Genomic DNA, 24,818 nt, shown 5'->3' on the forward strand with positions numbered 1-24,818 from the left:
CGTGACGGACACGACTGCCTCTGAGGGCACCGACACTCTGACCCGCCTGGAACAGGAGGGCGAGATCGCGGCGGATTACCTCGAGGGGCTTCTCGACATCGCCGACCTGGACGGCGACATCGACATGGACGTCGAGGCGGACCGTGCCGCGGTGTCGATCATCAGCGAGGGCTCGTCCCGCGACCTGCAGAAGCTGGTCGGCCGGGACGGCGAGGTGCTGGAGGCCCTGCAGGAGCTGACGCGCCTGGCCGTGCACCGGGAGACCGGTGACCGCAGCAGGCTGATGCTGGACATCGCCGGTTACCGCGCCCGTAAGCGCGAGGAGCTGGCGGAGCTGGGCGCCAAGGCGGCGCAGGAGGCCCAGAGCAGCGGCGAGCCCGTGAAGCTCCGGCCGATGACGCCGTTCGAGCGCAAGGTGGTGCACGACGCGGTGAAGGCCGCCGGCCTGCGCAGCGAGTCCGAGGGTGAGGAACCGCAGCGCTGCGTGGTCGTGCTGCCGTGACGGAGCGCGCTGAGGGGCAGGAGGAGGGGGCCGTACTGCCGCCCCCTCCCGAGGCGGCGCTGAAGGCCTTCGGCGACAGCCTGCCGGACGTCGTGCGCTACGCGGAGCTGCTGGCGGACGCGGGTGTGCGCCGCGGTCTGATCGGTCCGCGCGAGGTGCCGCGCCTGTGGGAGCGGCACCTGCTGAACTGCGTGGTGCTCTCGGAGGTCGTGCCGGAGGGCGTGACCGTCTGCGACGTGGGCTCGGGGGCCGGGCTGCCGGGGATTCCGCTGGCGCTGGTGCGTCCGGACCTCAAGATCACGCTGCTGGAGCCGCTGCTGCGGCGTACGACCTTCCTGCAGGAGGTCGTGGAGCTGCTGGGGCTGGACCATGTGACGGTGGTGCGCGGCCGCGCCGAGGAGGTGCTGGGCACGCTGCCGCCGGTGCACGTGGTCACGGCGCGTGCGGTGGCGCCCCTGGACCGGCTGGCGGGCTGGGGCGTTCCGCTGCTGCGGCCGTACGGCGAGATGCTGGCCCTCAAGGGCGACACGGCCGAGGAGGAGCTGCGGGGCGCACGGGACGCGCTGCACAAGCTGGGCGTGGTGGAGACCGCGGTCGAGCACGTGGGCGAGGGCGTCGTGGACCCGCTCTCGACGGTCGTACGGGCGCGGGTCGGGGAGAGCCCCGGCGGTGTGCGCTTCGCGGCGAAGCGGGCCAAGGCGGCGAAGGCCGCCCGTTCGGGGAGCCGGGCCCCTCGGGGCGGACGCCGTCGGCGCTGAGCGCACGGCCCCGCGGTCGTTCCCTGCGATCGTTCCCCGCGCTCGTCCCCCGAAGGTGGATGTCTGATTACTCCACTTACTCCCTAAAAGCCCTTAAAACTACGCATAACGGAGTGTCGCGGCAGATCGCGCGTTGCGCGGGTGCATCGTGTTTCACGTGAAACGCCGCTCACTCTTGCAGGGAATCATCAGCAGAGGCCGCGCTGCCGCCGGGACGCGTGGCCAGAAGGCTTACGAGCCCCGCTCTGGCGTGGATTCATCCACAACCGAGCGGGGCTCGCTGGTTCACGGCACCGAAAGCATGGGAGGCTTCGTTCATAGCGAGCCTGATGTTGAGGAGAGTGAACCGTTGCGGTCCGACGCCAACATCGCGGGACCGATGGCCGATCCGGTCCCCGGTCCCCGGTCAGAGCCAGGGGAAACGCCGCCCCCGTTGGACGACACCCCGATCGGCCGAGCAGCCCAGCAGGCCGTCGAGGCGATGAACCGGGCCGGAGAAGGGCTTCCCAGGCCCGAGCAGACCCGGATCATGGTCGTCGCCAACCAGAAGGGCGGCGTCGGCAAGACCACGACGACGGTGAACCTTGCCGCCTCGCTGGCCCTGCACGGGGCCCGCGTCCTGGTGGTCGACCTCGACCCGCAGGGCAACGCCTCCACGGCGCTGGGGGTCGATCACCACTCCGAGGTGCCGTCGATCTATGACGTCCTGGTCGAGAGCAAGCCGCTCTCCGAGGTCGTTCAGCCGGTGCCGGATGTCGAAGGGCTCTTCTGCGCCCCCGCCACGATCGATCTCGCCGGTGCGGAGATCGAGCTGGTGTCACTCGTCGCGCGGGAGAGCCGCCTCCAGCGCGCCATCGAGGCGTACGAGCAGCCGCTGGACTACATCCTCATCGACTGTCCTCCCTCGCTGGGGCTGCTCACGGTCAACGCACTGGTCGCGGGCGCCGAGGTCCTCATCCCCATCCAGTGCGAGTACTACGCGCTGGAGGGGCTGGGGCAGCTCCTGAGGAACGTCGAGCTGGTGCGGGGGCACCTCAACCCCCGGCTCCATATCTCGACGATCATCCTCACCATGTACGACGGCCGCACCCGGCTGGCGTCGCAGGTGGCGGAGGAGGTGCGCGGCCACTTCGGCAAGGAGGTGCTGCGCACGAACATTCCCCGCTCGGTCCGGATCTCCGAGGCTCCCAGCTACGGGCAGACGGTCCTCACCTACGATCCCGGCTCCAGCGGCTCGCTCTCCTATCTGGAGGCGGCCCGCGAGATCGCGCTGCGCGATCCGAACGCTCCGAGCGTGGAGTACACACCGCAGCACCAGCTTCAACAACAGCCACATCAGCAACAGCAGCACAGCACCATCGCGGAGGGGACTCAGTGAGCGAGCGACGTAGGGGCCTCGGTCGGGGCCTCGGAGCCCTGATCCCCGGGGCGCCGAGCGGGCCGGACGCCGAGTCCGCGCAGAAGGACGCCCAGCCGTCCTCGGCGTCCACCTCCCCCAGTGCCGTGCCCGTGCTCACGCCGGAGCGCGGGTCCCGGGGCGTGGCGGCCGCCAAGGTCGCCGCGCTCTCCCAGAACCCGGGCCCCGCCGCGCCGTCGAACGGCGTTTCACGTGAAACGGAGCCCGGGGCCGAGGCACCCGCCGACCCGCCGGGCGGCATGGACGAGGTGCTGGAGGAGGCCGGCGAGGTCGCCGGGGCGCACTTCGCGGAGGTGCCGCTCGACGCGGTCACGCCCAACCCCCGCCAGCCCCGTGAGGTCTTCGACGAGGACGCGCTCGCGGAGCTGGTGACCTCGATCAAGGAGGTGGGCCTGCTCCAGCCGGTCGTCGTACGGCAGATCGGGACGGGGCCGGACCGCTATGAGCTGATCATGGGCGAGCGCCGCTGGCGGGCGTGCCGTGAGGCGGGCCTGGAGCGGATTCCGGCGATCGTGCGCGCCACGGAGGACGAGAAGCTCCTCCTGGACGCGCTGCTGGAGAACCTGCACCGGGCGCAGCTCAACCCGCTGGAAGAGGCCGCGGCCTACGACCAGTTGCTGAAGGACTTCAACTGCACGCATGACCAGCTCGCCGACCGTATCGGCCGCTCGCGGCCCCAGGTCTCCAACACGCTGCGGCTGCTGAGGCTCTCCCCCTCGGTGCAGCGGCGGGTCGCGGCCGGGGTGCTCTCGGCCGGGCACGCGCGGGCGCTGCTCTCCGTGGAGGACGGCGAGGAGCAGGACAAGCTGGCGCACCGGATCGTCGCCGAGGGCCTGTCGGTGCGGGCGGTCGAGGAGATCGTCACGCTGATGAGCTCCAAGCCCAAGAGTGCGCCGAAGTCCAAGGGCCCCCGGGCCGGGGCCCGGGTCTCTCCCGCGCTCGATCACCTCGCCGGGCGCCTCTCGGACCGCTTCGAGACCCGGGTGAAGGTGGATCTGGGGCAGAAGAAGGGCAAGATCGTCGTGGAGTTCGCCTCCATGGACGACCTGGAGCGGATCCTGGGGCAGCTCGCTCCGGGCGAGGGCCGGGTGCTGGAGCAGCAGCTCTCCGAGGAGACGCCCGACGGAAGCGCCGAGGACACGCCCTCGGAGGCCCCGGAGGGGCAGTAACGAGCAAAACACCCCCGAAGAGCTGTCGCCCCATGGATACGATGGATCCATGGGGCGACAGCTCGTTCCGCTCACGCTGGACAACCTCACGGACCTGCCCAAGCGCTGCCGCGCGTGTGTCTTCTGGGAACTGGACCCCGTCAGCGGCGAGGCGGCGACTACATCGGGGCGGCCGGAGCTGGAGAAGGAGTCCTGGATCTCCGCCGTGCTGCTGGAGTGGGGCTCCTGCGGCCGGGTCGTCTACGTGGACGAGGCGCCGGTCGGTTTCGTGCTCTACGCGCCTCCGGCGTACGTTCCCCGGTCCTTCGCCTTCCCCACGAGCCCTGTCTCGCCGGACGCCGTCCAGCTCATGACGGCATGGCTCCAGCCGGGCTTCCAGGGGCAGGGGCTGGGGCGGGTGATCGTGCAGACCGTGGCGAAGGATCTGCTGCGGCGGGGGTTCAAGGCGATCGAGGCGTTCGGCGACGCGCGGTGGAAGGAGCCCGCCTGCGTGCTGCCCGCCGATCATCTGCTGGCGGTCGGCTTCAAAACGGTGCGGCCCCATCCCCGCTACCCCCGGCTGCGGCTGGAGCTGCGCTCGACGGTCTCCTGGCGCGAGGACGTCGAGCGGGCCCTGGACCAGTTGCTGGGCGCGGTCCAGAAGGAGCCGGTGCTGCGGCCGCTCTGACCCCGGACACACCGAGGGCCTCCGTTTCACGTGAAACGGAGGCCCTCAGTGTGGAGAGGAGGCTCTTCAGCCGATGAACTCGGAGAGGTCCTTCTCGATGGCGGCCTTCGGCTTGGCGCCGACGATGGTCTTGACGACCTCGCCGCCCTTGTAGACGTTCATGGTCGGGATGGACATGATCCCGTACTTCGCGGCCACGCCCGGGTTCTCGTCGATGTTCAGCTTCACGACGGTGATCTTCTCGCTGTGCTCGTCGGCGATGGCCTCCAGCGATGGGGCGATCTGACGGCACGGGCCGCACCAGGCCGCCCAGAAGTCGACGAGCACAGGCTTGTCGCTCTTGAGGACGACGTCCTCGAAGTCGGCGTCGGTCGCGGTCACAGTGGCACCGGCCATGGCGGTTCTCCTCATTCTCAGGGTGGGGTGGGGGAAGGGGTGGGTCGCGCCCGTCCTCGGACGGGCCGCCGCGTGGTCGTCAGACGGCCGCCGTGGTCTTCTCCGGCTCGGGGGTCGCCTCGCTGTCGCTGAGCGCCGCGAGGAACCGCTCGGCGTCCAGGGCGGCCGAGCAGCCGGTGCCGGCCGCGGTGATCGCCTGGCGGTAGGTGTGGTCGACGACGTCGCCCGCCGCGAAGACACCCGGGATGTTGGTACGCGTCGAAGGTGCGTCAACCTTCAGGTACCCGTCCTCGTCCAGGTCGAGCACGCCCTTGAAGAGCTCCACGCGCGGGTCGTGGCCGATGGCGACGAAGAGGCCGGTCACCGGCAGCTCACGGGTCTCACCGGTCTCGGTGTCCTTGAGCGTCAGCGCGGAGAGCTTGCCCTCCTTGCTGTGGATCTCGGCCACCTCGCTGTTCCAGGCGAACTTGATCTTCGGGTCGGCGAAGGCACGCTCCTGCATCGCCTTGGAGGCGCGCAGGGCGTCGCGGCGGTGGACGATCGTGACCGACTCGGCGAAGCGGGAAAGGAAGGTGGCCTCCTCCATCGCCGTGTCGCCGCCGCCGATCACGGCGATGTCCTGGCCGCGGAAGAAGAACCCGTCGCACGTCGCGCAGTAGGAGACGCCGCGGCCGGACAGCTCGTCCTCCAGCGGCAGCCCCAGCTTGCGGTGCTGCGAGCCGGTCGAGACGATCACGGTCTTCGCCCGGTGCACGGTCCCGGCCGAGTCGGTGACGGTCTTGATCTCACCGCTCAGGTCGACAGCCGTGACGTCGTCCGGGATCAGCTCCGCGCCGAAACGCTCCGCCTGGGCCCGCATGTTGTCCATCAGCTCCGGGCCCATGATGCCTTCCTGGAACCCGGGGAAGTTCTCGACCTCGGTGGTGTTCATCAGCGCACCACCCGCGGTGACCGAGCCCTCGAAGACGAGAGGCTTCAGCGACGCACGCGCCGTGTACAGCGCCGCGGTGTATCCGGCCGGACCGGAGCCGATGATGATCACGTTACGGACGTCGCTCACGGAATCTTCCTTGTCTGCCGACTGCTTACCGGGATCTGCTGGGATCTTCTGCCGAGGCTTTCACCCCACCCAACGGATCCTAAGGGGCAGACATTCCCGGGCCGTCGCTCTCCTCACCCGCGCGGGTACGTGCGCTTGAGCAGCACCTTGCCCGGCCCCGAGGGGTCCGCGCTCACGCAGGAGGGATCGACGACATAGGCGTCGACACGGTTCGGGTCGCCGCCCTTGTGCGGCAGGACGACGAGGAAGCCGGTCCGGTCCTCGTACGTCGCGCTGTCGTCCACGGCGAGCGGGCTCTCCGAACGGTGGATGCCCGCGCTGACGCACGAGGGGACCGTCGTGGTCGTCGCCTCGTCCTCGTGCAGCGTGTCCGCGCCGGTGCTCGGGCTCCGCTTCTCGTCGAACTCCGGCGACTTGCTGCCCCGCTTCGGGGACGGCGTGGACGGGGTGTCCGCGGCCGAGGGCGCCTCCTTCTCCAGCAGCGTCTGCACCCGCTGCCGGAGCGCCGCGTCACCGCTGCGCTGGGCCGCCTTGCCGCCGTTCTCGCTCCGGGGCGCGGCGTCCTTGGCCGCCGTCGCGTCGCCGCCGCCCGAGGAGGACAGGAGCTGGAGGGTGAGACCGCCCACACCGAGCACGGCGACGGCCGCGGCGGCGGCGAGCGTCAGGGACCGCCAGCGCCGTCCACGGGCAGCCGACGGAGTGCCCTCGGGCGCTGTTTCACGTGAAACAGGGGAAGCGGCGGGCTCGGGCTCGGTGTCGGGCAGCGGCACCGAGACGGGCACGGGGGCAGGGGAGACGGGGCCGGGAGAGAGGGGTTCGGGAGCGGATCCGGGCGTCGTGGCGTCGGCCGCACCGTCCTCCTCCGCCGCGTCGCCGCCGTGGCCTGCGTCGCCCTCTGCCGTGCTCTCCGTCCGCGTGGCGTCCAGTAGGGCCTCCGCCGCGAGCGCCGCGTCGATACGGCCCGCGACGTCCTCCGGCATCCGGGCCGGGCCGGGCAGCGTGCCCAGCGCGTCGCGGATCTCCTCCAGCGACAGCCGGACGTCCGTGCACAGCCCGCACGTGTCGAGATGGGCGCGCACATCGGACTGGCGCTCCACGGGGAGCAGGCCCTCGCTGAGTGCGGAGATCTCGGCGACCTCCGGGTGCTCGTCCGTTCCGGACGCGTCGGACGTGAAAGGAGTGGATGTCATCCCTGCCCTCCTCCCTTCACGGCCCCGGGCCCTCTGACGTCCTTCGGGATGTCTCTCGCTGCTGGGACGGATGTCCCCTGAGTCCGGTTCCTTCCCCCCTCGGGGGGTGGCGTATGCCCGCTGTCATCCTCGGCGCCGTTCGGCCTCAGATGGGTGAGGAGCGGCAGCAGCCTGGCCCGGCCGCGGGCGCAGCGGCTCTTGACCGTGCCGACGGCGACGTCGAGGACCTTCGCCGCCTCGGCCACGGGATACCCCTGCATGTCGACGAGGACGAGCGCGGCCCGCTGCTCGACGGGCAGCTCCGAGAGCGCGGCGATCAGCTCCCGGTGGAGGTCGCGGCGCTCGGCGGGCCCCGCGGCGGACTCGTGCGGCTCCAGGAGCTGCTCCAGGCGCTCCGTGTCGTCGGTGAGCGCGGCGCGGCGCGAGGCGGCCTTACGGGCGCGGTCCAGGCACGCGTTGACGGTGATGCGGTGCAGCCAGGTCGTGACGGCCGACTGCCCGCGGAAGGTGTGCGCGGCGCGGTAGGCCGAGATGAGCGCGTCCTGCACGGCGTCCGCGGCCTCCTCCCGGTCCCCCAGGGTGCGCAGCGCGACGGCCCAGAGGCGGTCGCGGTGGCGGCGTACGATCTCGCCGAAGGCGTCGGGATCGCCCTCGACATGACGGGCAAGCAGATCCCGGTCGTCGGGCGCCGGCTCCCCGGCGGCGGACGCGGGCGCGCGCGCGTGTCCAGAACGGCGCGTCGCGTCGTCGCTCGCCATCAGCCCCTCCCCTCGCCCCGCCGTCTCCACGGCCGGGGCGGTGTCCGCGGTCTCAACTGACGACCTGGACCTCCGTGACGCGACCACGGTAGTTGCCGTCGTCGGAGAGCGGGAGCTTGGTGAGCCACAGGAGCACGTAACGCGTCTTGATCGGCTTCTTTGCCTTGAGGCTGAGGTGCTCGCCGTTGCCGCTGGTGACCTTGGAGAACTGGCTCAGCGAGCTGGGCATCGACGTGACGTTCTTGGGAGCGGCGAGGAAGTCGGCCGAGGTCTTGCCGATGAAATCGACCTTGAGCTTGCTGACGCTCTGCGCCTTGCCGAGGTCGAGGACGATGCCCGCGCCGGACTTCAGGTTCCCGAAGGTCGCGTGCCCGATGTACTTGCTGGTGAGCCAGTACGTCTGGGGGTCGCCGTCGTAGGCGTCCGGGACCTTGTCCGGGTTCTCGGAGCCGTCGGGGCTCTCCGGGTCGAAGTCCTTGGCGTCGACGATCTTCAGGGGCTTGCCGACCGGTGCCGAGTCGTTCGCCTGCGCCGGTGCCTTGGGCTTCTCCTTCGGCGGCTCGCCCTTCAGCAGCGCGTCGGCGACCTGCCAACTGCCCAGCCCCAGCGCGGCGATGAGGAGCGCCGAGACGCCCCACTTGAGGACCTTGCCGGTGCGACCCGGCAGGGCGGGCGGGGCAGGCTGCTCGGCGACGGCGCGGTTCGCGGGACCGCCCGGGTGCGCCGTGCCGTTGGCCTGGCCGCCGGCCGCGCCGTACGTGCCCTGCTGGTAGGCCGTGCGCTGGTACGGCGCCGGGGCGGTGAACGCGGTCTCCGGCGGGCGGATGCGGGGGAGCGCCGAGACGGCCTTGGACAGCTCCTCCGGGGTGGCGCAGGGCTGCTCCTGGCGCGAGGCGGTGGCCCCGTCGTTGACGAGCGCCCGCATGGCGAGCGTGGAGAGGCCCCGGTGGACGCCCGCGCGCACCTGGTCGGGCGCGACCAGCGTGCCCTTGGCGAGGGTGCCGACGCCGGGCAGCCCGTGCGCGTCCTCCTCGTACGGCCAGCGCTGGGTGAGCGAGGCGTAGAGCAGGGCGCCGATCGCCTCGGTGTCGTCGCGCTGGGCGTGGTCGCTCTTGACGCCGCGCAGAGCGGCGTTCACCGCGAGGCCGCGGATGCGGTACTGGCCGACGCCCGTACGCAGCACGCATGCCGGCGTCAGCCGCAGATGGGCCAGGCCCTCGCGGTGCGCGGCCGTGAGGGCCTGGGAGAGCTGCAGAACGAGCTGGTACGCCTCATGGGGCTCCAGCGCTCCGGCGGCGAGGAGTTCGTCCAGCGGAGTGGCGTCGGGCAGCCACTCGTGGACGACGTAGACCAGGTCGTCCTCCTCGACCGCGTCGAGGACCTGGACGAAACGGGGGTCGCCGAGGAGCGCGGCGGAGCGTGCCGAGGCGAGGACCTGACGGGCGCGGGGGTGGGCGGCGGGCAGGACGTGGACGCCCACGGCGCGGCGCAGTTTCTCGTCGACGGCACGCCAACTGCTGAAGCCGTCCAGACGGGTGACGCACTCTTCGAGGCGGTAGCGGCGGGCGAGCTTGTGGCCGCTGTGCAGTTCGGGGACGACGGGCGGATCCCCGGCGTCGGCATCGGCGTCGGAACCGGCGCCCGAGGTGGCCTCGGAGCCGGTATCGGTGTCGGAGGCGGCGTCGCCGGTGCCGCTCTCGTCGCCCTGGGTGCTCTCGGCGGCGTCCGTGTTCTCCTGGGGCTCCGTGGATTCCGCCGGGGAGTCCGCTGCGGACTCCGCTTCGGATTCCGGCTCCGTGCCCGGCTCTGCTGCATCCGGGGGATCTGTGGCTTCTGTGGGGTCCGTGGCCTCCGCGGCCCGGGCTCTTCCGTTCTTGCCCGGGGATACCGGTCCTGGGGACACCGGTCCCGGGGAACCGGCCGCCTTCGCCGGGGTCTCACCGCTGCGGCCGTGCCCGTTCGTCGCACCGTCGCTCGTGGCCCCGTCCTCCCGGACGGTCAGCGGCTCGCCGTTCTCCCCGCTCGTCTCTGCCACGCCGACAGCGGCTGTGCTCCGTTCCGCCACCGTCGTTCCTGCCTCCCCATCCGTTGCAGCCGGGTTTTGAATCAGCCCAAAACAATTGTGCCTACAGTCCGCCGCTATGCACGACACACAGGGGCGAATGATGGTTGTATGCGCCGGTTCATCGTCCGAGCCTGGCGCGAACCATGCCGAGCATGGCCGTCAGCTCCTCGATTCGCATGCGTTTCGCAGCTAGGACGAAAACCGCGCCCAATGCGATCCCTCCTACGAGGAGAGAAATCAGAGAACCGAAGACTCCGCTGCCCACGACCTGGGTCAGCCCGTACGCCGCGGCACCGGCGACGATCGTCGCGGGGACGCTCGCGCCCGCCAGCCGGATGTACGTCCGCACCACGTGCCGCCCGTCCAGGTCGCCCCCCAGCCGCTTGCGCAGCCTGCGCCAGGCGACACCGACGCCGCTGATGTAGGCGAGGCCGTAGGAGGCCGCCATGCCGACGACGGCCCAGCGGGCGGGCAGGAGGAGGTAGCAGAGCCCGGAGGCCGCGGCATTGACGGCGGCGACGATGACCGTGTTGAAGAAGGGGGTGCGGGTGTCCTCGTAGGCGTAGAAGGCACGGAGCACGACGTACTGCACGGAGTACGGGATGAGGCCGACACCGAAGGCCATCACCATGTAGCCCACGGAGCGGGCCGAGTCGATCCCGGAACTGCCGTAGATCAGCGTGCACATGGGGATGCCGAGGGCGAGGAAGCCGAAGGCGATCGGGACGATGGCGACGGCCGAGGTGCGCAGGCCCTGCGAGATGTCGTCGCGCACGGCGCCCGTGTCGGAGTCGGCAGCGGCGCGGGAGAGGCGGGGGAGCAGTGCGGCCATCACCGAGACCGTGATGATGGACTGCGGCATCGACCAGATGAGCTGCGCGTTGGAGTACGCGAGGTAGCTTCCGGAGTCGCCGCCCTTGGCGCCCACGGCGGTGGAGAGCTGGGAGACGACCAGCACGCCCGCCTGGTTGGCCAGCACGAACAGGATCGTCCACTTGGCGAGTTTGGCGGACTTGCCGAGGCCATGGCCGCGCCAGTCGAAGCGGGGCCGGATGCGGAAGCCGACGGCCCGCAGGTACGGGATCATCGCGAGCGACTGGACGATGAGGCCGAGCAGTGTGGTCACGCCCAGCAGGCGTACGCCCTCGGGCGGGATGGTGTTGACGGTGAGGTGCGAGCTGCCGGAGGCGCCGTAGACGCCGAGGAACATGCCGATGCCGGAGATGATCACGACGTTGTTGAGGACCGGCGTCCACATCATCGCGCCGAACCGGCCGCGCGCGTTGAGGATCTGACCCATCACCACATGGATGCCCATGAAGAAGATGGACGGCATGCAGTAGCGGATGAAGGTGGTGCCCACCTCGCCGGCCTGCGGGTCGCGGGCGATGGGGAGCGCGACGAGGCGCAGCAGCAGCGGCGCGGCGAACACCGCGACGACCGCGAGACCGCCGAGAAGCACCGCGACGAGCGTCAGCAACCGGTTGGCGAACGCCTCGCCTCCGTCGCCGTCCTCCTTCATGGCGCGCACGAGCTGCGGCACGAAGACGGAGTTCAGGCCGCCGCCGACCGAGAGGATGTAGATCATCGTCGGGAGCATGATGGCGGCCTGGTAGGCGTCACCGAGCATGCCGACGCCGCCGAGCGCGGCGACGATCATCGCCGAGCGGATGAACCCGGTCAGCTTCGAGACCATGGTTCCGGCGGCCATTATGGCGCTGGACTTGAGGAAGCTGGCCTTGCCGCCGCCCCCGCCCGAGGGGGCGGCGGGCGCGGGCGGCTCGCCGCCCGGGACGACCGTGCCGAGGTTCATCGTGAGGTCGCTGGGCCCCTCGACGGCCCCGGGCGCCCCGGGCTGGAAGGGCGGCTGCTGCGGATACGCCTGCGGGGGATACGGCTGCGCAGGCGCGGGCTGCTGCTGGTGAGGCTGATGCTGGGGCTGTTGCGGCTGCTGGTACTGGTGGGGCGGCTGGGACTGCGGAGGCTGCTGGGGTCGGTGCTGAGCCTGCTGCTGCGGGGGGTACGGGGCGTGCTGCTGCGGCCGCTGCGCCTGGTGGGGCGGCTGGGGCTGCGGCTGCTGGGACTGCTGGGGGTGGTGCGGCTGCTGAGGGTGCTGGGGCTGGTGGCCCTGGTCGCGGAAGAGGTGCGCGAACGCGTCGTCCCTATCGGGCGTCGGCTGCGGGCCCTGACCGGGATGACCGGGCCGACCGGCTTGTTGACCGGGCTGTCCGCCTTGGCCGCCCAGTCCCCCCTGCCCGCCCGGGCCAGCGCCCTGGTTCCGGTGCGGGTCCGCCTCGGGAGTTCCGCTGATCAGCTCGTCGACGCCCGTGAACTGCACGGTCGAGGGGTCGTCCCCGTACGGCAGCCTCCGGGAAGGGCCCTCGGGCTCGGGCGGGGGCGGGGCCGCCCAGCGGCGCGGGTCCGGGGCGTGCGGGCCCTGTTGGGGCTGCTGGTAGAGCGCGTTCGGGTCGGGAACGGAGCCCGGCGGCGGGGGCGGGTGCGCCGAGCGGTCGTAGAGCGCGTCGTCGACCGGGTCCTGCGCGGCCGGGTCGCGGTCCCCGTACGGATCGTGTGCGTACGCATCCCGTACGTAGGGGTCCTCCGGCTGCCCCGAATCGTCGCCGGGGGTACGGCCCCGGTCGCCGTCGTACGGCGCGTTCATGGTGATCCCTGCCCCTGCTCGCCCGGTTGACTCAACGGTCCACTTTCTCACCCGTGCCCGGGGGGTTGTCGTTCTGTGGCTCGGTGTCGCCCTCGGGCTCCCCCGCGGCACCAGCCTCGTCGGCCTCGTCGGCCTCGCCGCTCTCACCGGCCTCGTCAGCCTCACCGGCCTCGTCCGACTCCGCGGGCTCTCCGGACTCGGACTCGGTCTCGCCGGACTCCCTGGGCTCGGACTCGCCGGGTTCCTCCGCCTCGCTCTGCTCCAGCAGTGCGTCCGGGTCAGGGGCCGGGCCCTTCCGCTTGCGCTGGGTGTACATGCGAATGCCCGCGAGGACCATCAGCAGGACGCCGCCCGCGATGACGAGGAGCACGGTCGCGGTGATCGAGGTGACGTTCACCTGGAACGTCATCGGCTTGCCGTACGGCTTGTGGTCCTTGGTGTAGAGCTGGGCCTTGACCACAGTCCGTCCGTTGGCCTTGGCCGTGGTGTCGAACTTGACCGACTGGCTGTGCCCGCCGTCCACCTTGATCGGCTTGGCCTCGCCCACGTCCAGGCCGATGCGGCGGCCCGACTCCAGCTCCAGATAGAGGCCGTCGACGCGCTGTCCCAGGTTGTTCTGCACGGTCACCGGGATGGTGGCCTCGCGGCCCGAGAGCGTGATGTCCGACTTCTTGATCAGCCGGACGCGGCCCTTCAGGTCGAGCAGATACTCCTGCACCGCGTCGCGGAAGGCGGCGGCCGGGCGGGGCTTGCCGCGCCAGGACGTCGAGATCTCACGGTCTATGGCGCTGCCGAACGGCGGGACGACGCGGTCGGAGCGGCTGAGGATCACCTTGAAGTCGCCGAGCGTCGTCTGCGTCTGCCGCACCTGCTCGAACGCCGACACCGGCAGCTCGTCCCTGCGCAGCGAGGCCGGGTACGAGGACGGGCCCGGCACCCGCCGGTCGGCGCCCGGGTCGGGCTTGGCCTCGGCGGCGGCCTCGAGCCGGGAGCTCTCGGTCCACTGGCCGCTCTCGTCGAGCGCGCGGATGCCCTCGGCCATCGCCTGGGCCTGCGAGGCGGTCGGGGTGCGCTGCGGCGCGACGAGGATGCTCCGCTGCCGCGTCGGCACCTGGCGGGAGATGGACAGCGACTGGGCAATGAACTCCTGCACCGCGAGCGACGAGGCGCGGGCGTTCGTCATGTCGCCCTGGAAGGCCGTGGAGAGCCGCGCGTCGGCCACCAGCGCCGTGTGGCCGCTGCCGATGGGGCGGGCCGACGTGGGCGTGTAGGAGAGGGAGGAGTCGCGGATGCTGTCGCTGCGCGAGATCACGTTGTGCGCGCCGGCGGAGGTCGCGACGTCGACGATGGAGGAGTCCACCGCGCCGTTGACCGGCCACGCGAAGTCCGTGCTGGGCTTGGTGTGCAGCACCGTGTCGACGGCCTGCTTGCCGCGCTCGGTGGAGGTGCTGAGGTTCTTGAGGGTGGCGGGGGCGCTGCGGCCCCGGTGCGCCAGCGAGGCGAGGTCGGGGTCGGCGAAGGGGAGCGCGACGACCTCCTCGCCGCGCACGGCGCGCTGGAGGTCGTCGAGCCACTTCTTGGCGTGTTCCTGGCCCCTGCCCGCGACGGTCCCGCCGCCCTCCTTCTCCACCCGGTACCGCTTGGTCATCATGTCGACGGTCGCCAGCAGGTCCGGGTCGATGACCCAGGTGATCGGCAGGTCCTCGCCGAGCGCCACCATCTGCTGGAGGCGCCCGCCGGGGGCCAGCTCCTTGACGAGCGTGTCGTCGTGGAAGACCGGCGTCTGCTGCTCGTCCGACTCGGTGCGGGCCGTCATATGGGTGCTGGAGATCAGCGGCCACAGATACGTCAGCTCGGTCTTCTTGCCGGACGCGCCTTCCTGCCAGGGCAGGAACGTACGGCCGATGCCGAGGATCTGCTCGTACGGGCGGGCCCTGGTCTGGCCGCTGAGGGAGACGCCGAGCTGGTAGACCCCGTCGGCGCTCAGGCGCAGGGCGCTGACCGGGACCTTCAGGGTGAAGGGGCGGCTGATCCCCGGGGGGAGGGTGCCGGCCTTCACCGCGTACTTCCTGTCGACCTCGGTGCCGTCGGCGCCGGAGAGGTAGCCCTGGCGCTTCCCGGCCTGGTCGATCGCGCTGCGGCTGTCGAGGGAGGGGCCGACCCGGACGCCGATCCTGCCGCGGCCGATGGTGGCCTTGCTGTTGTTGGTGACTGTGCCGGTGAGAGTGAGCGTGTCGCCGTTCTCGGGGACAGTGGGGGTGACCGAATTCACCGAGACCTCGGCGCTGCGGGAGCCGGTGCCGCTGCCCGCCGCGGGTGCCTTCGTGGCCGCCTGTGTACCGGAGGTCACCGGGGCCTGGGGAGCCTTCGGGGCCGCCTGGGGAGCCGCAGGGGCCGCGGGGGCGGCCTGCGGGGCCGCCGCCTGCGCGGCGGGCGCGGGGAGGCCCGGCGCGAGGGCCGCGAGGGAGAGGGCCAGGGCAGAGGCCGTACGTCGTGCCCAGCGTCGGGTGGGGGCGGAGATCCTTCCGTTCCGCCCGGGTCCCGGGGGAGCCTGACTCTCAGCCGCCTCGGCCACGCGCTGATCCGTCCCGTCGTGTCGTCGTGGAAGTCGCAGAAGTCGTGCTTGGTCTGGGTGGTCGGTCCGTCGTTCTGAATCCCTGATGGTAACGATGCCTGGAGGGTGGAAGTGCCGCGCCTTCCACCACATGATCGGGTGGCCTCGTGACGGGGGTGGCAACGTACCCTGTGCTGTTGTGCCGAACGCCAACAGTGACAGCCAGCGTCCCCTGTCAGCCGCGCCCGCCTCGCCGGCCCAGCCCGCGCCGGAGCAGCTCAGCGCGGTGCAGCGCCGCGCCGTGAGCGAGCTGCTGCGGGTCTCCCCCGTGGCGGACGATCTCGCCCGCCGCTTCGAGCAGGCCGGTTTCCGGCTCGCCCTGGTCGGCGGCTCGGTACGGGACGCGCTGCTGGGCCGGCTCGGCAACGATCTGGACTTCACCACCGACGCCCGTCCCGAGGACGTGCTGACGATCGTCCGGCCGTGGGCCGACGCGGTGTGGGAGGTCGGGATCGCCTTCGGCACGGTAGGGATCAAGAAATCCGACTTTGTCCTCGAAGTGACGACGTATCGGTCGGAGGTGTACGACCGGACCTCGCGGAAGCCCGAGGTGTCCTACGGCGACACCATCGAGGAGGACCTCGTCCGCCGCGACTTCACCGTGAACGCGATGGCGGTGTCGCTGCCCGGCAAGACCTTCGTCGATCCGCACGGCGGCCTGGAGGACCTCGCCGCCCGACGGCTGCGTACGCCCGGCACCCCGCAGTCCTCCTTCTCCGACGACCCGCTGCGGATGATGCGCGCCGCGCGCTTCGCCGCGCAGCTCGACTTCGAGGTCGATCCCGAGGTGGTCGCGGCGATGAAGGAGATGGCCGAGCGCATCGACATCGTCTCCGCCGAGCGCGTCCGGGACGAGCTGAACAAGCTGCTGGTCTCCGCGCACCCCCGTAAGGGCCTGCGGCTGCTGGTGGACACCGGGCTCGCGGACCGCGTGCTGCCCGAGATCCCCGCGCTGCGTCTGGAGCGGGACGAGCACCACCGGCACAAGGATGTCTACGAGCACTCGCTGACCGTTCTGGACCAGGCGATCGACCTGGAGGAGGACGGGCCCGACCTGACGCTGCGGCTGGCGGCGCTGCTGCACGACATCGGCAAGCCGAGGACGCGCCGCTTCGAGAAGGACGGCCGCGTCTCCTTCCACCATCACGAGGTGGTCGGCGCCAAGATGACCAAGAAGCGGATGACGGCGCTGAAGTACCCCAGCGAGATGATCAAGGATGTCTCGCGCCTCGTCGAGCTGCACCTGCGCTTCCACGGCTACGGCACCGGCGAGTGGACGGACTCCGCGGTCCGCCGCTACGTCCGCGACGCGGGCCCTCTCCTGGAGCGGCTGCACAAGCTGACGCGCTCCGACTGCACGACCCGCAACAAGCGCAAGGCCAACGCGCTCTCCCGCGCCTACGACGGGCTGGAGGAGCGCATCGCGCGGCTCCAGGAGCAGGAGGAGCTGGACGCGATCCGCCCGGACCTCGACGGCAACGAGATCATGCGGATCCTCGGCATCCCGCCGGGCCCGGAGGTCGGCCGCGCGTACAAGCACCTGCTGGAGCTGCGCCTGGAGCACGGCCCGATGGAGCACGACGCGGCGGCCGCTGCCCTCAAGGAGTGGTGGGCGACGCAGGAGGGCTGACGCTCTTCTCCGCCTGTTTCACGTGAAACAACGCGAGCGCGAGCGCCGCGTACAGCACCGCCACCCCCACCACGAGGACCGCCGAGCGGCCGTCCGGGGGCAGCATCACGGCCGCGGCACCGGCGGCGCCGACGAACGCGACGTTGTAGAGCATGTCGTAGAGGGAGAAGACCCGGCCCCGGTAGGCATCGTCCACCGTGGTCTGGACGACGGTGTCCGTGGCGATCTTCGCGGCCTGGGTGACCATGCCGAGGACGAACGCGGCGATCAGTATCGGCACCGGTTCGAAGGGCAGGCCCAGCACGGGCTCCAGTACGGCGGCGACGCCCGCGGACAGCGCCATCCAGCCGAAGACGCCCGCACGCCCGACGCCCCAGGGCGAGAGCACGGCCGCCGCGAAGAAGCCGAGCCCCGAGAGGCCGACCGCGACGCCGAGCAGCCCGAGCCCCTCGTCGGCGTCGCCGCCCTCGTTCCAGGCGTACCGGCAGAGCATCAGCACCGTGACCGTCAGCGCCCCGTAGCAGAACCGCATCAGCGCGGCGGCCGTCAGCGCGTACGCGGCCGGGCGGCGCTCCCCGAGGTGCCGGAACCCGGCGAGCAGTCCCCGGGCGGTGCTCGCGAGCGCGGCACGGATACGGGGCTGGACCTCGGAGGCGTCGGGGCCGAGCAGCTCCTTGCCCATGCGGAGCGAGGCGAACGCCGACAGCAGGTAGATCCCCGCTCCCGTGACGAGGACGAGGGTGTCGGCGTGCCGTCCGCCCTCGGGGACCACGAGCCGGACGAGGAAGGCCACGCCTCCGCCGAGGGTCGCGGCGAGCGTTCCGGCGGTCGGGGAGAGGGAGTTGGCCAGCACGAGCCGCTCGTCGTCGACGACGCGGGGCAGCGCGGCGGAGAGGCCGGCGAGGACGAAGCGGTTGACGGCCGTGACCGTCAGCGCGGAGAGGAAGACGAGCCACACCGGCACCGAGGCGAGCACCAGAGCGGCGGTGACGGAGGCGAGGGCGGCCCGCAGCAGGTTGCCGTAGAAGAGGACCTGGCGGCGCAGCCAGCGGTCGAGGAGGACCCCGGCGAAGGGGCCGAGCAGTGAGTAGGGGAGCAGCAGCACGGCCATGGCGGAGGCGATGGCGGCGGGCGAGGTCTCCTTCTCGGGGGAGAAAACGACGTAGGCGGCGAGCGCGACCTGGTAGACCCCGTCGGCGAGTTGGGAGAGCAGCCGCACCGTCAGCAGCCGGCGGAAACCGGGGAAGCGGAGCAGGGTGCGGAGGTCTTGGACGGCGCGCATGCGTACACCCTCACACAGGGACGTGGCTCGGTTTCACGTGAAACAACGCTCCAGCGGGATCGCGCACCCTCGCGCGGCCTCGCCCACCAGCGTCCACTAGCGAGGCCGCGCGCCCCACTTCACCGGGGCCCCGGCTCCCTCGGCTCCCCCGGCATCCGCTTGCCGTTCGTGGAGCGGGTGGCGGCTGAGGGCGAAGACGTCGGGGGCGCGGTCCAGGACGCCGCCGCCGGGGTCGTCGGAGCCGTCGCGGCGTACGGGGTCGTGCTCGGGGAGCAGCGCGTCGCGGACGATGACGGCGCAGAGGTAGAGCGTGCCGAGCAGATGGATCAGGATCACGACCTGGTAGCCCTCGGCCGGGAGCCCCTGGTGCTTGTCGCCGCTGCCCGTGTACGCGAGGTACATCCAGATACCGAGGAAGTAGAGCGCCTCGCAGCCCTGCCAGATCAGGAAATCACGCCACTTGGGCCGGGCGAGCACGGCGAGGGGGATCAGCCAGAGCACGTACTGCGGGGAGTAGACCTTGTTGGTCAGGATGAACAGCGCGATGACCAGGAAGGCGAGCTGGGCGAAGCGGGGACGCCGGGGGGCGTAGAAGGCGAGCGCGGCGATGGCCGCGCAGCCGACGGCCATCAGCAGCGTGGCGTACGTATTGGCGCCCTCGAACGAGTGTCCGGTGCGCTGCTGGATGATGAGCCAGACCGACCCGAAGTCCACCGGGCGTTCCTGGCTGAAGCGGTAGAACTTCGACCAGCCGTCCCACGCGAACAGCATCACCGGCACGTTCACGACCGCCCACGCGCCGGCCGCCCCGCCCAGCGCGCGGCCGAAGGCGCGCCAGGTGCCCGCGCGCCAGCACAGCACCAGCAGCGCCCCCAGCAGCAGCCCCGGGTAGAGCTTCGCCGCCGTCGCCAGGCCCAGCAGCACTCCGGAGGCCAGCGTCCGTTCGCGCGACCACAGCAGCATCCCCGCGGCCGTCAGCGCCACCGCCAGCAGGTCCCAGTTGATCGTCGCCGTCAGCGCCAGCGTGGGCGCGAGGGCGACCAGCAGCCCGTCCCAGGGCCGGTTCCGGTGCGTACGCGCCACGCAGACCACCAGCACGACGGCGCACACCATCAGCATCCCGGCGTTCACCAGCCAGTAGAGCTGCTCCTCGCGCTGGATCCCCCCGGCGCCGAACGTCAGCTTGCCCGCGAGCCACATGAACGCGCCCGTCAGGACCGGGTACTCCAGGTAGTCCATGCCGCCCGAGACGTCGTCGGGGATGCGCTGGAAGTAGGGGACGAGGCCGTCGGCGAAGCCGCGCCCGTTGTAGAGGTGCGGGATGTCGGAGTAGCAGGCGTGGACGTACTGCGCGGTCTGGCCCGAGAACCAACTGCCGTCGTAGCAGGGCAGCTTCTGCACCATGCCCAGCGCGTACATCCCGATGGCGGCGAGCGCGATCACCCGCAGCGGCGTCCACCAGGTGCCCGGCAGTCCGCTCAGCGCCCGCCGCCCCTGGGGGCCGCCGATCAGCTCGCTGCCGGCGGCGGCGACCTCGTCCTGCTCGGTGGGGCGTACGTACGCGCTGGCGTTCGTCATGGCCCACATCCTGCCGCACGGCGCACGTCGTACGAAGGCGCCCCCGGCTCGTCCTACGAGCCGGGGGCGCCCCGTTCCGTACCGCTGTGCCGGGTGGTGTCAGTCCCTGCGCGACTGTGCGCTGGGGCCGCCCCACCACTCGCCCGTTTCGCCACCGTTGGCGCCGCCGGGATCACCGCCGTTCGCGCCGCCCGGGTCGCCGCCGTTGGCACCGCCGTCGGCCTGGCCCTGGTCGGCCCCGCCGTTCGCGGCGCCGCCCTGGTCGTTGCCGCCGATCACCGGGGGCGGCTCCTGGCCGCCGTTGTCCTGGCCCCCGTCGGGCTCGCAGGGCTCCTCGTGCGGCTTGCAGGACTCCGAGGGGTCCGGCTTCTCCGGCTTCGAGGGCTTCTCCGAGGGCTTCTCGGACGGCTTCTCCGAGGGGGTCTCCTCCGAGGGCGTCTCCTCCGGGGTCGGCGTCGGGGACGGGCTGGCGCCGTCGCCGAAGACCTTCTCGCCGATCGGGCTCGGGACCGGGAAGGACTTGACCGGCTCTCCGGCCAGCGCGCCCTTCATGTACTTGGTCCAGATCTCGGCCGGGAAGGACGCGCCGTGGATCGACTTCTGGCCGCCCACGCCGTACATCTTCAGGAACTTCTGCGACTTGGCCTTGTCGTTGACCCGCCACATGCCGATCGAGGTCGAGAGCTGCGGGGTGTAGCCGGTGAACCACGCCGACTTGTTGTCGTCCGTCGTACCCGTCTTGCCCGCCGCCGGGCGGCCCAGCGCCTTGGCCGCCGTGCCGGTGCCCTTCTGGACGACCGTCTCCAGCATGTTGGTGATGTTGTCCGCCACCGCCGGGTTGAAGGTGTTCCGCTCCTGCTTCTCGGGGCGGAACTCGACCGCGCCCTTGCGGACGACCTTCTTCACCGAGTACGGCTCGGCGCGGACGCCGCTCTTGGCGAACGTCGCGTACGCGTTGGCCATCCGGATCGCGCTCGGCGCCGAGGTGCCCAGCGAGAACGTCGGCGTCGTACGGGCCAGGCTGTCCTTGGTGACGCCCGCGTCCAGGGCCGCCTCGCGCACCTTGTCGGTGCCGACGTCCATGCCGAGCTGGATGAAGGGGGTGTTCACCGAGTACTGCATCGCCGTCCGCAGGTCGATCATCCCGCGGTTCTCGTTGCCGTCGTTCTTCTGGTGCCACTCCCTTCCGTCCTTGTCGGTCCAGACCTCGCCGTTGTAGTCGCGCAGCTTGATCTTGTTGTTGCCGTTGTAGACGCTCTTCGGCGAGACCTGCTTGCGCTGCTCGGTGCTCTGCGTCGGGCCCAGGTCCGGGTTGCGGACGCCGTCGCGCATCGCCGCGGCCATCACGAAGGGCTTGAACGTCGAGCCGACCTGGACGCCCGTGTAGTCGGCGTTGTTGGTGAAGTGCTTGGTGGCGTCCTCACCGCCGTAGATCGCCTCGATCGCGCCGTCGCCCGGCTTCACTGACGCCCCGCCGAACTGGACGTGGTGGTCCACGTCGCGCTTGTCCGGATCGATGTTCTTCTTCTTGACGTCCTCGACGGCCTTCTTCAGCTCCATGGTCTTCTTCTGGCTGAAGGTGGTGTAGATCCGGTAGCCGCCCTGTTCGAGCTGGCGTTTGGAGATGCCGCTCTTGGGGTTGTTGGCGATGTAGTTGTTCGCCATCTCGACGAGATAGCCCTTCTGGCCCTTCAGCTCCGTCGACTTCGTCGGGGGCTTCGGGTGGGGGAATCCCTTCTTGATGATCTTGTCGCGCGTGGCGTCCGTCATCTTGCCGGTCTCGACCTCGCGCTTGAGCGTCCAGGCCCAGCGGTTCTCGGCCCGGGCGGTGTTCTTCTCCCGGGTCGCCGCCGAGCCGACGCCGCCCGCCGGGTCGTACAGGTTCGGGCCGTTCAGCGTCGCCGCCAGGAACGCGCCCTCACTCGCCGTCAGGTCCGAGGAGTCTTTGCGGAAGTACGCCTGCGCGGCCGCCTGGATGCCGTACGCGCCACGCCCGTAGTACGCGGTGTTCAGGTAGCCCGCGAGGATGTCCGGCTTCTCCTCGGTCGCGCCCACCTTTATCGAGATGAACAGCTCCTTGGCCTTGCGCGTGAGGGTCTGCGACTGGTCGAGGTAGGTGTTCTTCACGTACTGCTGCGTGATCGTCGAGCCCGACTGGGTCTCGCCGCCCAGCGCCATCTTGCCGACGGCGCGCGCGATGCCCATCGGGTCGACGCCGCTGTCCTCGTAGAACGACTCGTTCTCCGCCGCGATCACCGCGTGCTGCATCGACTCGGGGATCTGCGAGAGCGGGACGATCTGCCGGTTGTGGTCACCGCCGCCGGCGACGACCATCTGCTTGCCGTTGGCCCAGTAGTAGACGTTCTTCTGCTGCTTCGCCGCCGCGTTGGGGTCCGGCACGTCCACCATCGCCAGCGCGATGCCCGTCAGACCGATCATCAGCGCGAAGAAGCCGAAGCAGATCCCCAGGACCTGCTTCCACGACGGTACGAACCGCCGCAGGCCGTCCTTGTCCGACCGCGGGTAGTCGAACCAGCGCTTGCGCTGCGGTGCGGGGCGCCCGCGTCCGCGCGGGCCACGCGACCCGCCGTATCCGCCCCCGGCGCGCGCCCGGCGCGCCCCTCCAGCCCCTTCGGCGCCGCCCTGGGGCAGCCCTCTCCGGGACGCCGCGCGGCTCCCGGCCGAACTCGGGCTGGCGCCGCGCGGAGCCGCCGCGCGGCGACCTGACGACGGCGGTGGCTGGGCTGCGCGTCGGCCGCGCCCCTGCGGCGGCTTTCGACGGTGCTCGCTCATTGGAACAGCTACTCCTCGGGCAGGCGGCCCATGCGCCTGAAGGTGGCAGTTGACTTCTGGTCCCCCCGAGTACGCCAGAACCGCGGCCACGGAATCCCCCGAGCCGCTGGAGCCGAGCGCACTGCACCCGGGACGAGGACGCTCACTCGCGCCGCACGGTTCCCAGTGGTGGTCTGCACGCGGACAGACTACGCAGCTCCAAAACCCTCCTTACGGCGTATTCGCCTCAATCGACGCAAAGCTTCTGCGGTGAATCAGTGATGTGAGCCCCCTCACCGGACCCCCACTTGTCGCACCCGTCAGCGCGTTCTATCGTCGAGATGTATCGACTCGATACATCGGCTCGACATCGGCGCGGCAGTACGACGGAGGTGAGGCGGACGATGAGCAGGCGCTCCGGCATTCTCGAGTTCGCCGTCCTCGGTCTGCTCCGCGAATCCCCGATGCACGGTTACGAGTTGCGCAAGCGGCTCAACACCTCGCTCGGCGTCTTCCGCGCCTTCAGCTACGGCTCGCTCTACCCCTGCCTCAAAGCGCTCGTCACGCGCGGCTGGATCGTGGAGGAGTCCGGCACTCCGCCGGAGGAACCGTCCGCGGCGGCCCCGCTCGCCGGGCGCCGGGCGAAGATCGTTTATCGGCTGACGGCCGAAGGCAAGGAGCACTTCGAGGAGTTGCTCTCCCAGACGGGCCCCGATGCCTGGGAGGACGAGCACTTCGGGATCCGCTTCGCCTTCTTCGGCCAGACCTCACGCGACGTCCGTATGCGCGTGCTGGAAGGCCGTCGCAGCCGGCTGGAGGAGCGGCTCGCCAAGATGCGCGCTTCCCTCGCCCGTACGCGCGAGCGCCTCGACGACTACACCCTCGAACTCCAGCGGCACGGCATGGAATCCGTGGAGCGCGAGGTCCGCTGGCTCAACGAGCTCATCGAGAGCGAGCGGGCAGGGCGCGATCAGCGCTCCGACGACACCGACACATGAGGGCTCCGCGCGAGCGGGACCTCATCGAGAACACACACAGGGAGCAACCGGAATGGGTTCGGTTCGCGTAGCCATCGCTGGCGTCGGCAACTGCGCCGCCTCGCTGGTCCAGGGCGTCGAGTACTACAAGGACGCCGACTCCGGCACCAAGGTGCCCGGACTGATGCATGTGCAGTTCGGCGAATACCACGTGCGCGACATCGAGTTCGTCGCCGCGTTCGACGTCGACGGCAAGAAGGTGGGCCTCGACCTCGCCGACGCCATCGGCGCCAGCGAGAACAACACCATCAAGCTGTGCGACGTGCCGCCCACGGGCATCAGCGTCCAGCGCGGCCACACCTACGACGGCCTCGGCAAGTACTACCGCGAGACCATCGAGGAGTCCGACGCCCAGCCCGTCGACGTCGTCCAGGCCCTCAGGGACACCGAGGCCGACGTCCTGATCTGCTACCTCCCGGTGGGCTCCCAGGCGGCCGTCGAGTTCTACGCCCAGTGCGCCATCGACGCGGGCGTCGCCTTCGTCAACGCGCTCCCGGTCTTCATCGCCGGGACCAAGGAGTGGGCCGACAAGTTCACCGAGGCCGGCGTGCCGATCGTCGGTGACGACATCAAGTCCCAGGTCGGCGCCACCATCACGCACCGCGTCCTCGCCAAGCTCTTCGAGGACCGCGGCGTCATCCTCGACCGCACGATGCAGCTCAACGTCGGCGGCAACATGGACTTCAAGAACATGCTGGAGCGCGAGCGCCTGGAGTCCAAGAAGATCTCCAAGACCCAGGCCGTCACCTCCCAGATCCCCGACCGGGACCTCGGCGAGGGCAACGTCCACATCGGCCCCTCCGACTGGGTCGCGTGGCTCGACGACCGCAAGTGGGCCTACGTCCGCCTGGAGGGCCGCGCCTTCGGTGACGTCCCGCTGAACCTGGAGTACAAGCTGGAGGTCTGGGACTCCCCCAACTCCGCCGGCGTCATCATCGACGCGCTCCGCGCCGCGAAGATCGCCAAGGACCGCGGCATCGGCGGCCCGATCCTCTCCGCGTCCTCGTACTTCATGAAGTCCCCGCCGGTCCAGTACTTCGACGACCAGGCCCGGCAGAACGTGCAGGACTTCATCGACGGCAAGGCGTGACGCCGCGCTGAGCCCAGCCGCGACAGGGGCCGGGGACTACGGTCCCCTGGCCCCTGTCGGCATTCCTGAGCAGGGGATGCCCCTTGCTGTTCCCCCGCAGTCTGCGGCTGTGTCGTGGTTGCGCGCGCAGTTCCCCGCGCCCCTTTGGCCTCAAGGGGCGCGGGGAACTGC

The 24,818-nt window shown here is 70.9% G+C and carries 18 protein-coding genes; 8 read left to right on the forward strand and 10 right to left on the reverse strand.

Annotated elements, in window-relative coordinates; translation table 11 throughout:
• The first annotated feature begins 1 nt into the window (after position 1).
• The 5 genes from ABD343_RS23585 (at position 2) to ABD343_RS23605 (ending at position 4,513) form a co-directional block, all read left to right on the forward strand.
• Positions 2 to 502 carry a Jag family protein gene (locus tag ABD343_RS23585; RefSeq protein ID WP_344531292.1) on the forward strand — a complete coding sequence of 167 codons (501 nt, stop codon included), beginning with the start codon at positions 2 to 4 and terminating at the stop codon, positions 500 to 502.
• A complete protein-coding gene (rsmG, locus tag ABD343_RS23590; RefSeq protein ID WP_425578250.1) occupies positions 499 to 1,260 on the forward strand; it encodes a 16S rRNA (guanine(527)-N(7))-methyltransferase RsmG in 762 nt (253 codons plus the stop codon). Before ABD343_RS23585 ends, rsmG begins: the two co-directional genes overlap by 4 nt.
• A 301-nt stretch (positions 1,261 to 1,561) precedes the next feature.
• Positions 1,562 to 2,638 (forward strand): ParA family protein, encoded by a 1,077-nt coding sequence (locus ABD343_RS23595; protein ID WP_344531293.1) that lies wholly within the window; start codon positions 1,562 to 1,564, stop codon positions 2,636 to 2,638.
• Positions 2,635 to 3,846, forward strand: coding sequence for a ParB/RepB/Spo0J family partition protein (locus ABD343_RS23600; protein WP_344531294.1), 1,212 nt, complete (start codon positions 2,635 to 2,637; stop codon positions 3,844 to 3,846). Before ABD343_RS23595 ends, ABD343_RS23600 begins: the two co-directional genes overlap by 4 nt.
• Before the next feature lie 49 nt (positions 3,847 to 3,895).
• Entirely contained in the window at positions 3,896 to 4,513 is a 618-nt protein-coding gene (locus ABD343_RS23605) for a GNAT family N-acetyltransferase (protein ID WP_344531295.1), read from the forward strand.
• 66 nt (positions 4,514 to 4,579) lie between these two features.
• On the opposite strand, the gene trxA is transcribed toward ABD343_RS23605, so the two are convergent.
• The 7 genes from trxA to ABD343_RS23640 form a co-directional block, all read right to left on the reverse strand.
• Positions 4,580 to 4,909, reverse strand: a complete 330-nt coding sequence (trxA, locus tag ABD343_RS23610; RefSeq protein ID WP_344531296.1) for a thioredoxin — start codon at positions 4,907 to 4,909, stop codon at positions 4,580 to 4,582.
• A gap of 79 nt (positions 4,910 to 4,988) precedes the next feature.
• Positions 4,989 to 5,969: a thioredoxin-disulfide reductase gene (trxB, locus tag ABD343_RS23615; RefSeq protein WP_344531297.1), complete on the reverse strand. Its 981-nt coding sequence runs from the start codon at positions 5,967 to 5,969 to the stop codon at positions 4,989 to 4,991.
• A gap of 113 nt (positions 5,970 to 6,082) precedes the next feature.
• Positions 6,083 to 7,159, reverse strand: coding sequence for an anti-sigma factor (locus ABD343_RS23620; RefSeq protein ID WP_344531298.1), 1,077 nt, complete (start codon positions 7,157 to 7,159; stop codon positions 6,083 to 6,085).
• A complete protein-coding gene (gene sigM / locus ABD343_RS23625; RefSeq protein ID WP_344531299.1) occupies positions 7,156 to 7,917 on the reverse strand; it encodes an RNA polymerase sigma factor SigM in 762 nt (253 codons plus the stop codon). The genes ABD343_RS23620 and sigM overlap by 4 nt, the downstream gene beginning before the upstream one ends.
• Positions 7,918 to 7,969: 52 nt before the next feature.
• Positions 7,970 to 9,982: a hypothetical protein gene (locus ABD343_RS23630; protein WP_344531300.1), complete on the reverse strand. Its 2,013-nt coding sequence runs from the start codon at positions 9,980 to 9,982 to the stop codon at positions 7,970 to 7,972.
• 118 nt (positions 9,983 to 10,100) lie between these two features.
• Entirely contained in the window at positions 10,101 to 12,644 is a 2,544-nt protein-coding gene (murJ, locus tag ABD343_RS23635) for a murein biosynthesis integral membrane protein MurJ (RefSeq protein ID WP_344531301.1), read from the reverse strand.
• 31 nt (positions 12,645 to 12,675) lie between these two features.
• On the reverse strand, positions 12,676 to 15,219 hold the full coding sequence (locus ABD343_RS23640) for a DUF6049 family protein (RefSeq protein WP_344531302.1): 2,544 nt from the start codon (positions 15,217 to 15,219) through the stop codon (positions 12,676 to 12,678).
• 178 nt (positions 15,220 to 15,397) lie between these two features.
• On the opposite strand from ABD343_RS23640, the gene ABD343_RS23645 reads away from it, so the two are divergent.
• Entirely contained in the window at positions 15,398 to 16,888 is a 1,491-nt protein-coding gene (locus ABD343_RS23645) for a CCA tRNA nucleotidyltransferase (RefSeq protein ID WP_344531303.1), read from the forward strand.
• Here the strand turns inward: ABD343_RS23645 and ABD343_RS23650 are convergent.
• The 3 genes from ABD343_RS23650 to ABD343_RS23660 form a co-directional block, all read right to left on the reverse strand.
• The gene (locus ABD343_RS23650; RefSeq protein ID WP_344531304.1) at positions 16,857 to 18,170 is read right to left on the reverse strand and encodes an MFS transporter; all 1,314 of its coding nucleotides are present in this window, start codon (positions 18,168 to 18,170) and stop codon (positions 16,857 to 16,859) included. The genes ABD343_RS23645 and ABD343_RS23650 overlap by 32 nt on opposite strands.
• Before the next feature lie 96 nt (positions 18,171 to 18,266).
• Positions 18,267 to 19,748, reverse strand: coding sequence for a glycosyltransferase family 87 protein (locus tag ABD343_RS23655; RefSeq protein WP_344531305.1), 1,482 nt, complete (start codon positions 19,746 to 19,748; stop codon positions 18,267 to 18,269).
• 99 nt (positions 19,749 to 19,847) lie between these two features.
• Complete coding sequence (locus ABD343_RS23660; protein WP_344531306.1) at positions 19,848 to 22,541, reverse strand: transglycosylase domain-containing protein; 2,694 nt, start codon at positions 22,539 to 22,541, stop codon at positions 19,848 to 19,850.
• 383 nt (positions 22,542 to 22,924) lie between these two features.
• On the opposite strand from ABD343_RS23660, the gene ABD343_RS23665 reads away from it, so the two are divergent.
• The gene (locus ABD343_RS23665; protein WP_344531307.1) at positions 22,925 to 23,518 is read left to right on the forward strand and encodes a PadR family transcriptional regulator; all 594 of its coding nucleotides are present in this window, start codon (positions 22,925 to 22,927) and stop codon (positions 23,516 to 23,518) included.
• Positions 23,519 to 23,570: 52 nt separating this feature from the next.
• Entirely contained in the window at positions 23,571 to 24,647 is a 1,077-nt protein-coding gene (locus tag ABD343_RS23670) for an inositol-3-phosphate synthase (RefSeq protein ID WP_344531308.1), read from the forward strand.
• Positions 24,648 to 24,818: the final 171 nt, after the last annotated feature.

The organism is Streptomyces albiaxialis, assembly GCF_039530985.1.
Classification (GTDB): domain Bacteria; phylum Actinomycetota; class Actinomycetes; order Streptomycetales; family Streptomycetaceae; genus Streptomyces; species Streptomyces albiaxialis.

Coding starts and splice junctions, on each gene's coding strand:
- sigM (WP_344531299.1), bottom strand. CDS start 7,917: ATGGCGAGCGACGACGCGACGCGCCGTTCTGGACACGCGCGCGCGCCC.
- ABD343_RS23665 (WP_344531307.1), top strand. CDS start 22,925: ATGAGCAGGCGCTCCGGCATTCTCGAGTTCGCCGTCCTCGGTCTGCTC.
- ABD343_RS23605 (WP_344531295.1), top strand. CDS start 3,896: ATGGGGCGACAGCTCGTTCCGCTCACGCTGGACAACCTCACGGACCTG.
- ABD343_RS23670 (WP_344531308.1), top strand. CDS start 23,571: ATGGGTTCGGTTCGCGTAGCCATCGCTGGCGTCGGCAACTGCGCCGCC.
- ABD343_RS23660 (WP_344531306.1), bottom strand. CDS start 22,541: ATGAGCGAGCACCGTCGAAAGCCGCCGCAGGGGCGCGGCCGACGCGCA.
- trxA (WP_344531296.1), bottom strand. CDS start 4,909: ATGGCCGGTGCCACTGTGACCGCGACCGACGCCGACTTCGAGGACGTC.
- murJ (WP_344531301.1), bottom strand. CDS start 12,644: ATGAACGCGCCGTACGACGGCGACCGGGGCCGTACCCCCGGCGACGAT.
- ABD343_RS23650 (WP_344531304.1), bottom strand. CDS start 18,170: ATGCGCGCCGTCCAAGACCTCCGCACCCTGCTCCGCTTCCCCGGTTTC.
- ABD343_RS23620 (WP_344531298.1), bottom strand. CDS start 7,159: ATGACATCCACTCCTTTCACGTCCGACGCGTCCGGAACGGACGAGCAC.
- ABD343_RS23655 (WP_344531305.1), bottom strand. CDS start 19,748: ATGACGAACGCCAGCGCGTACGTACGCCCCACCGAGCAGGACGAGGTC.
- ABD343_RS23595 (WP_344531293.1), top strand. CDS start 1,562: ATGGGAGGCTTCGTTCATAGCGAGCCTGATGTTGAGGAGAGTGAACCG.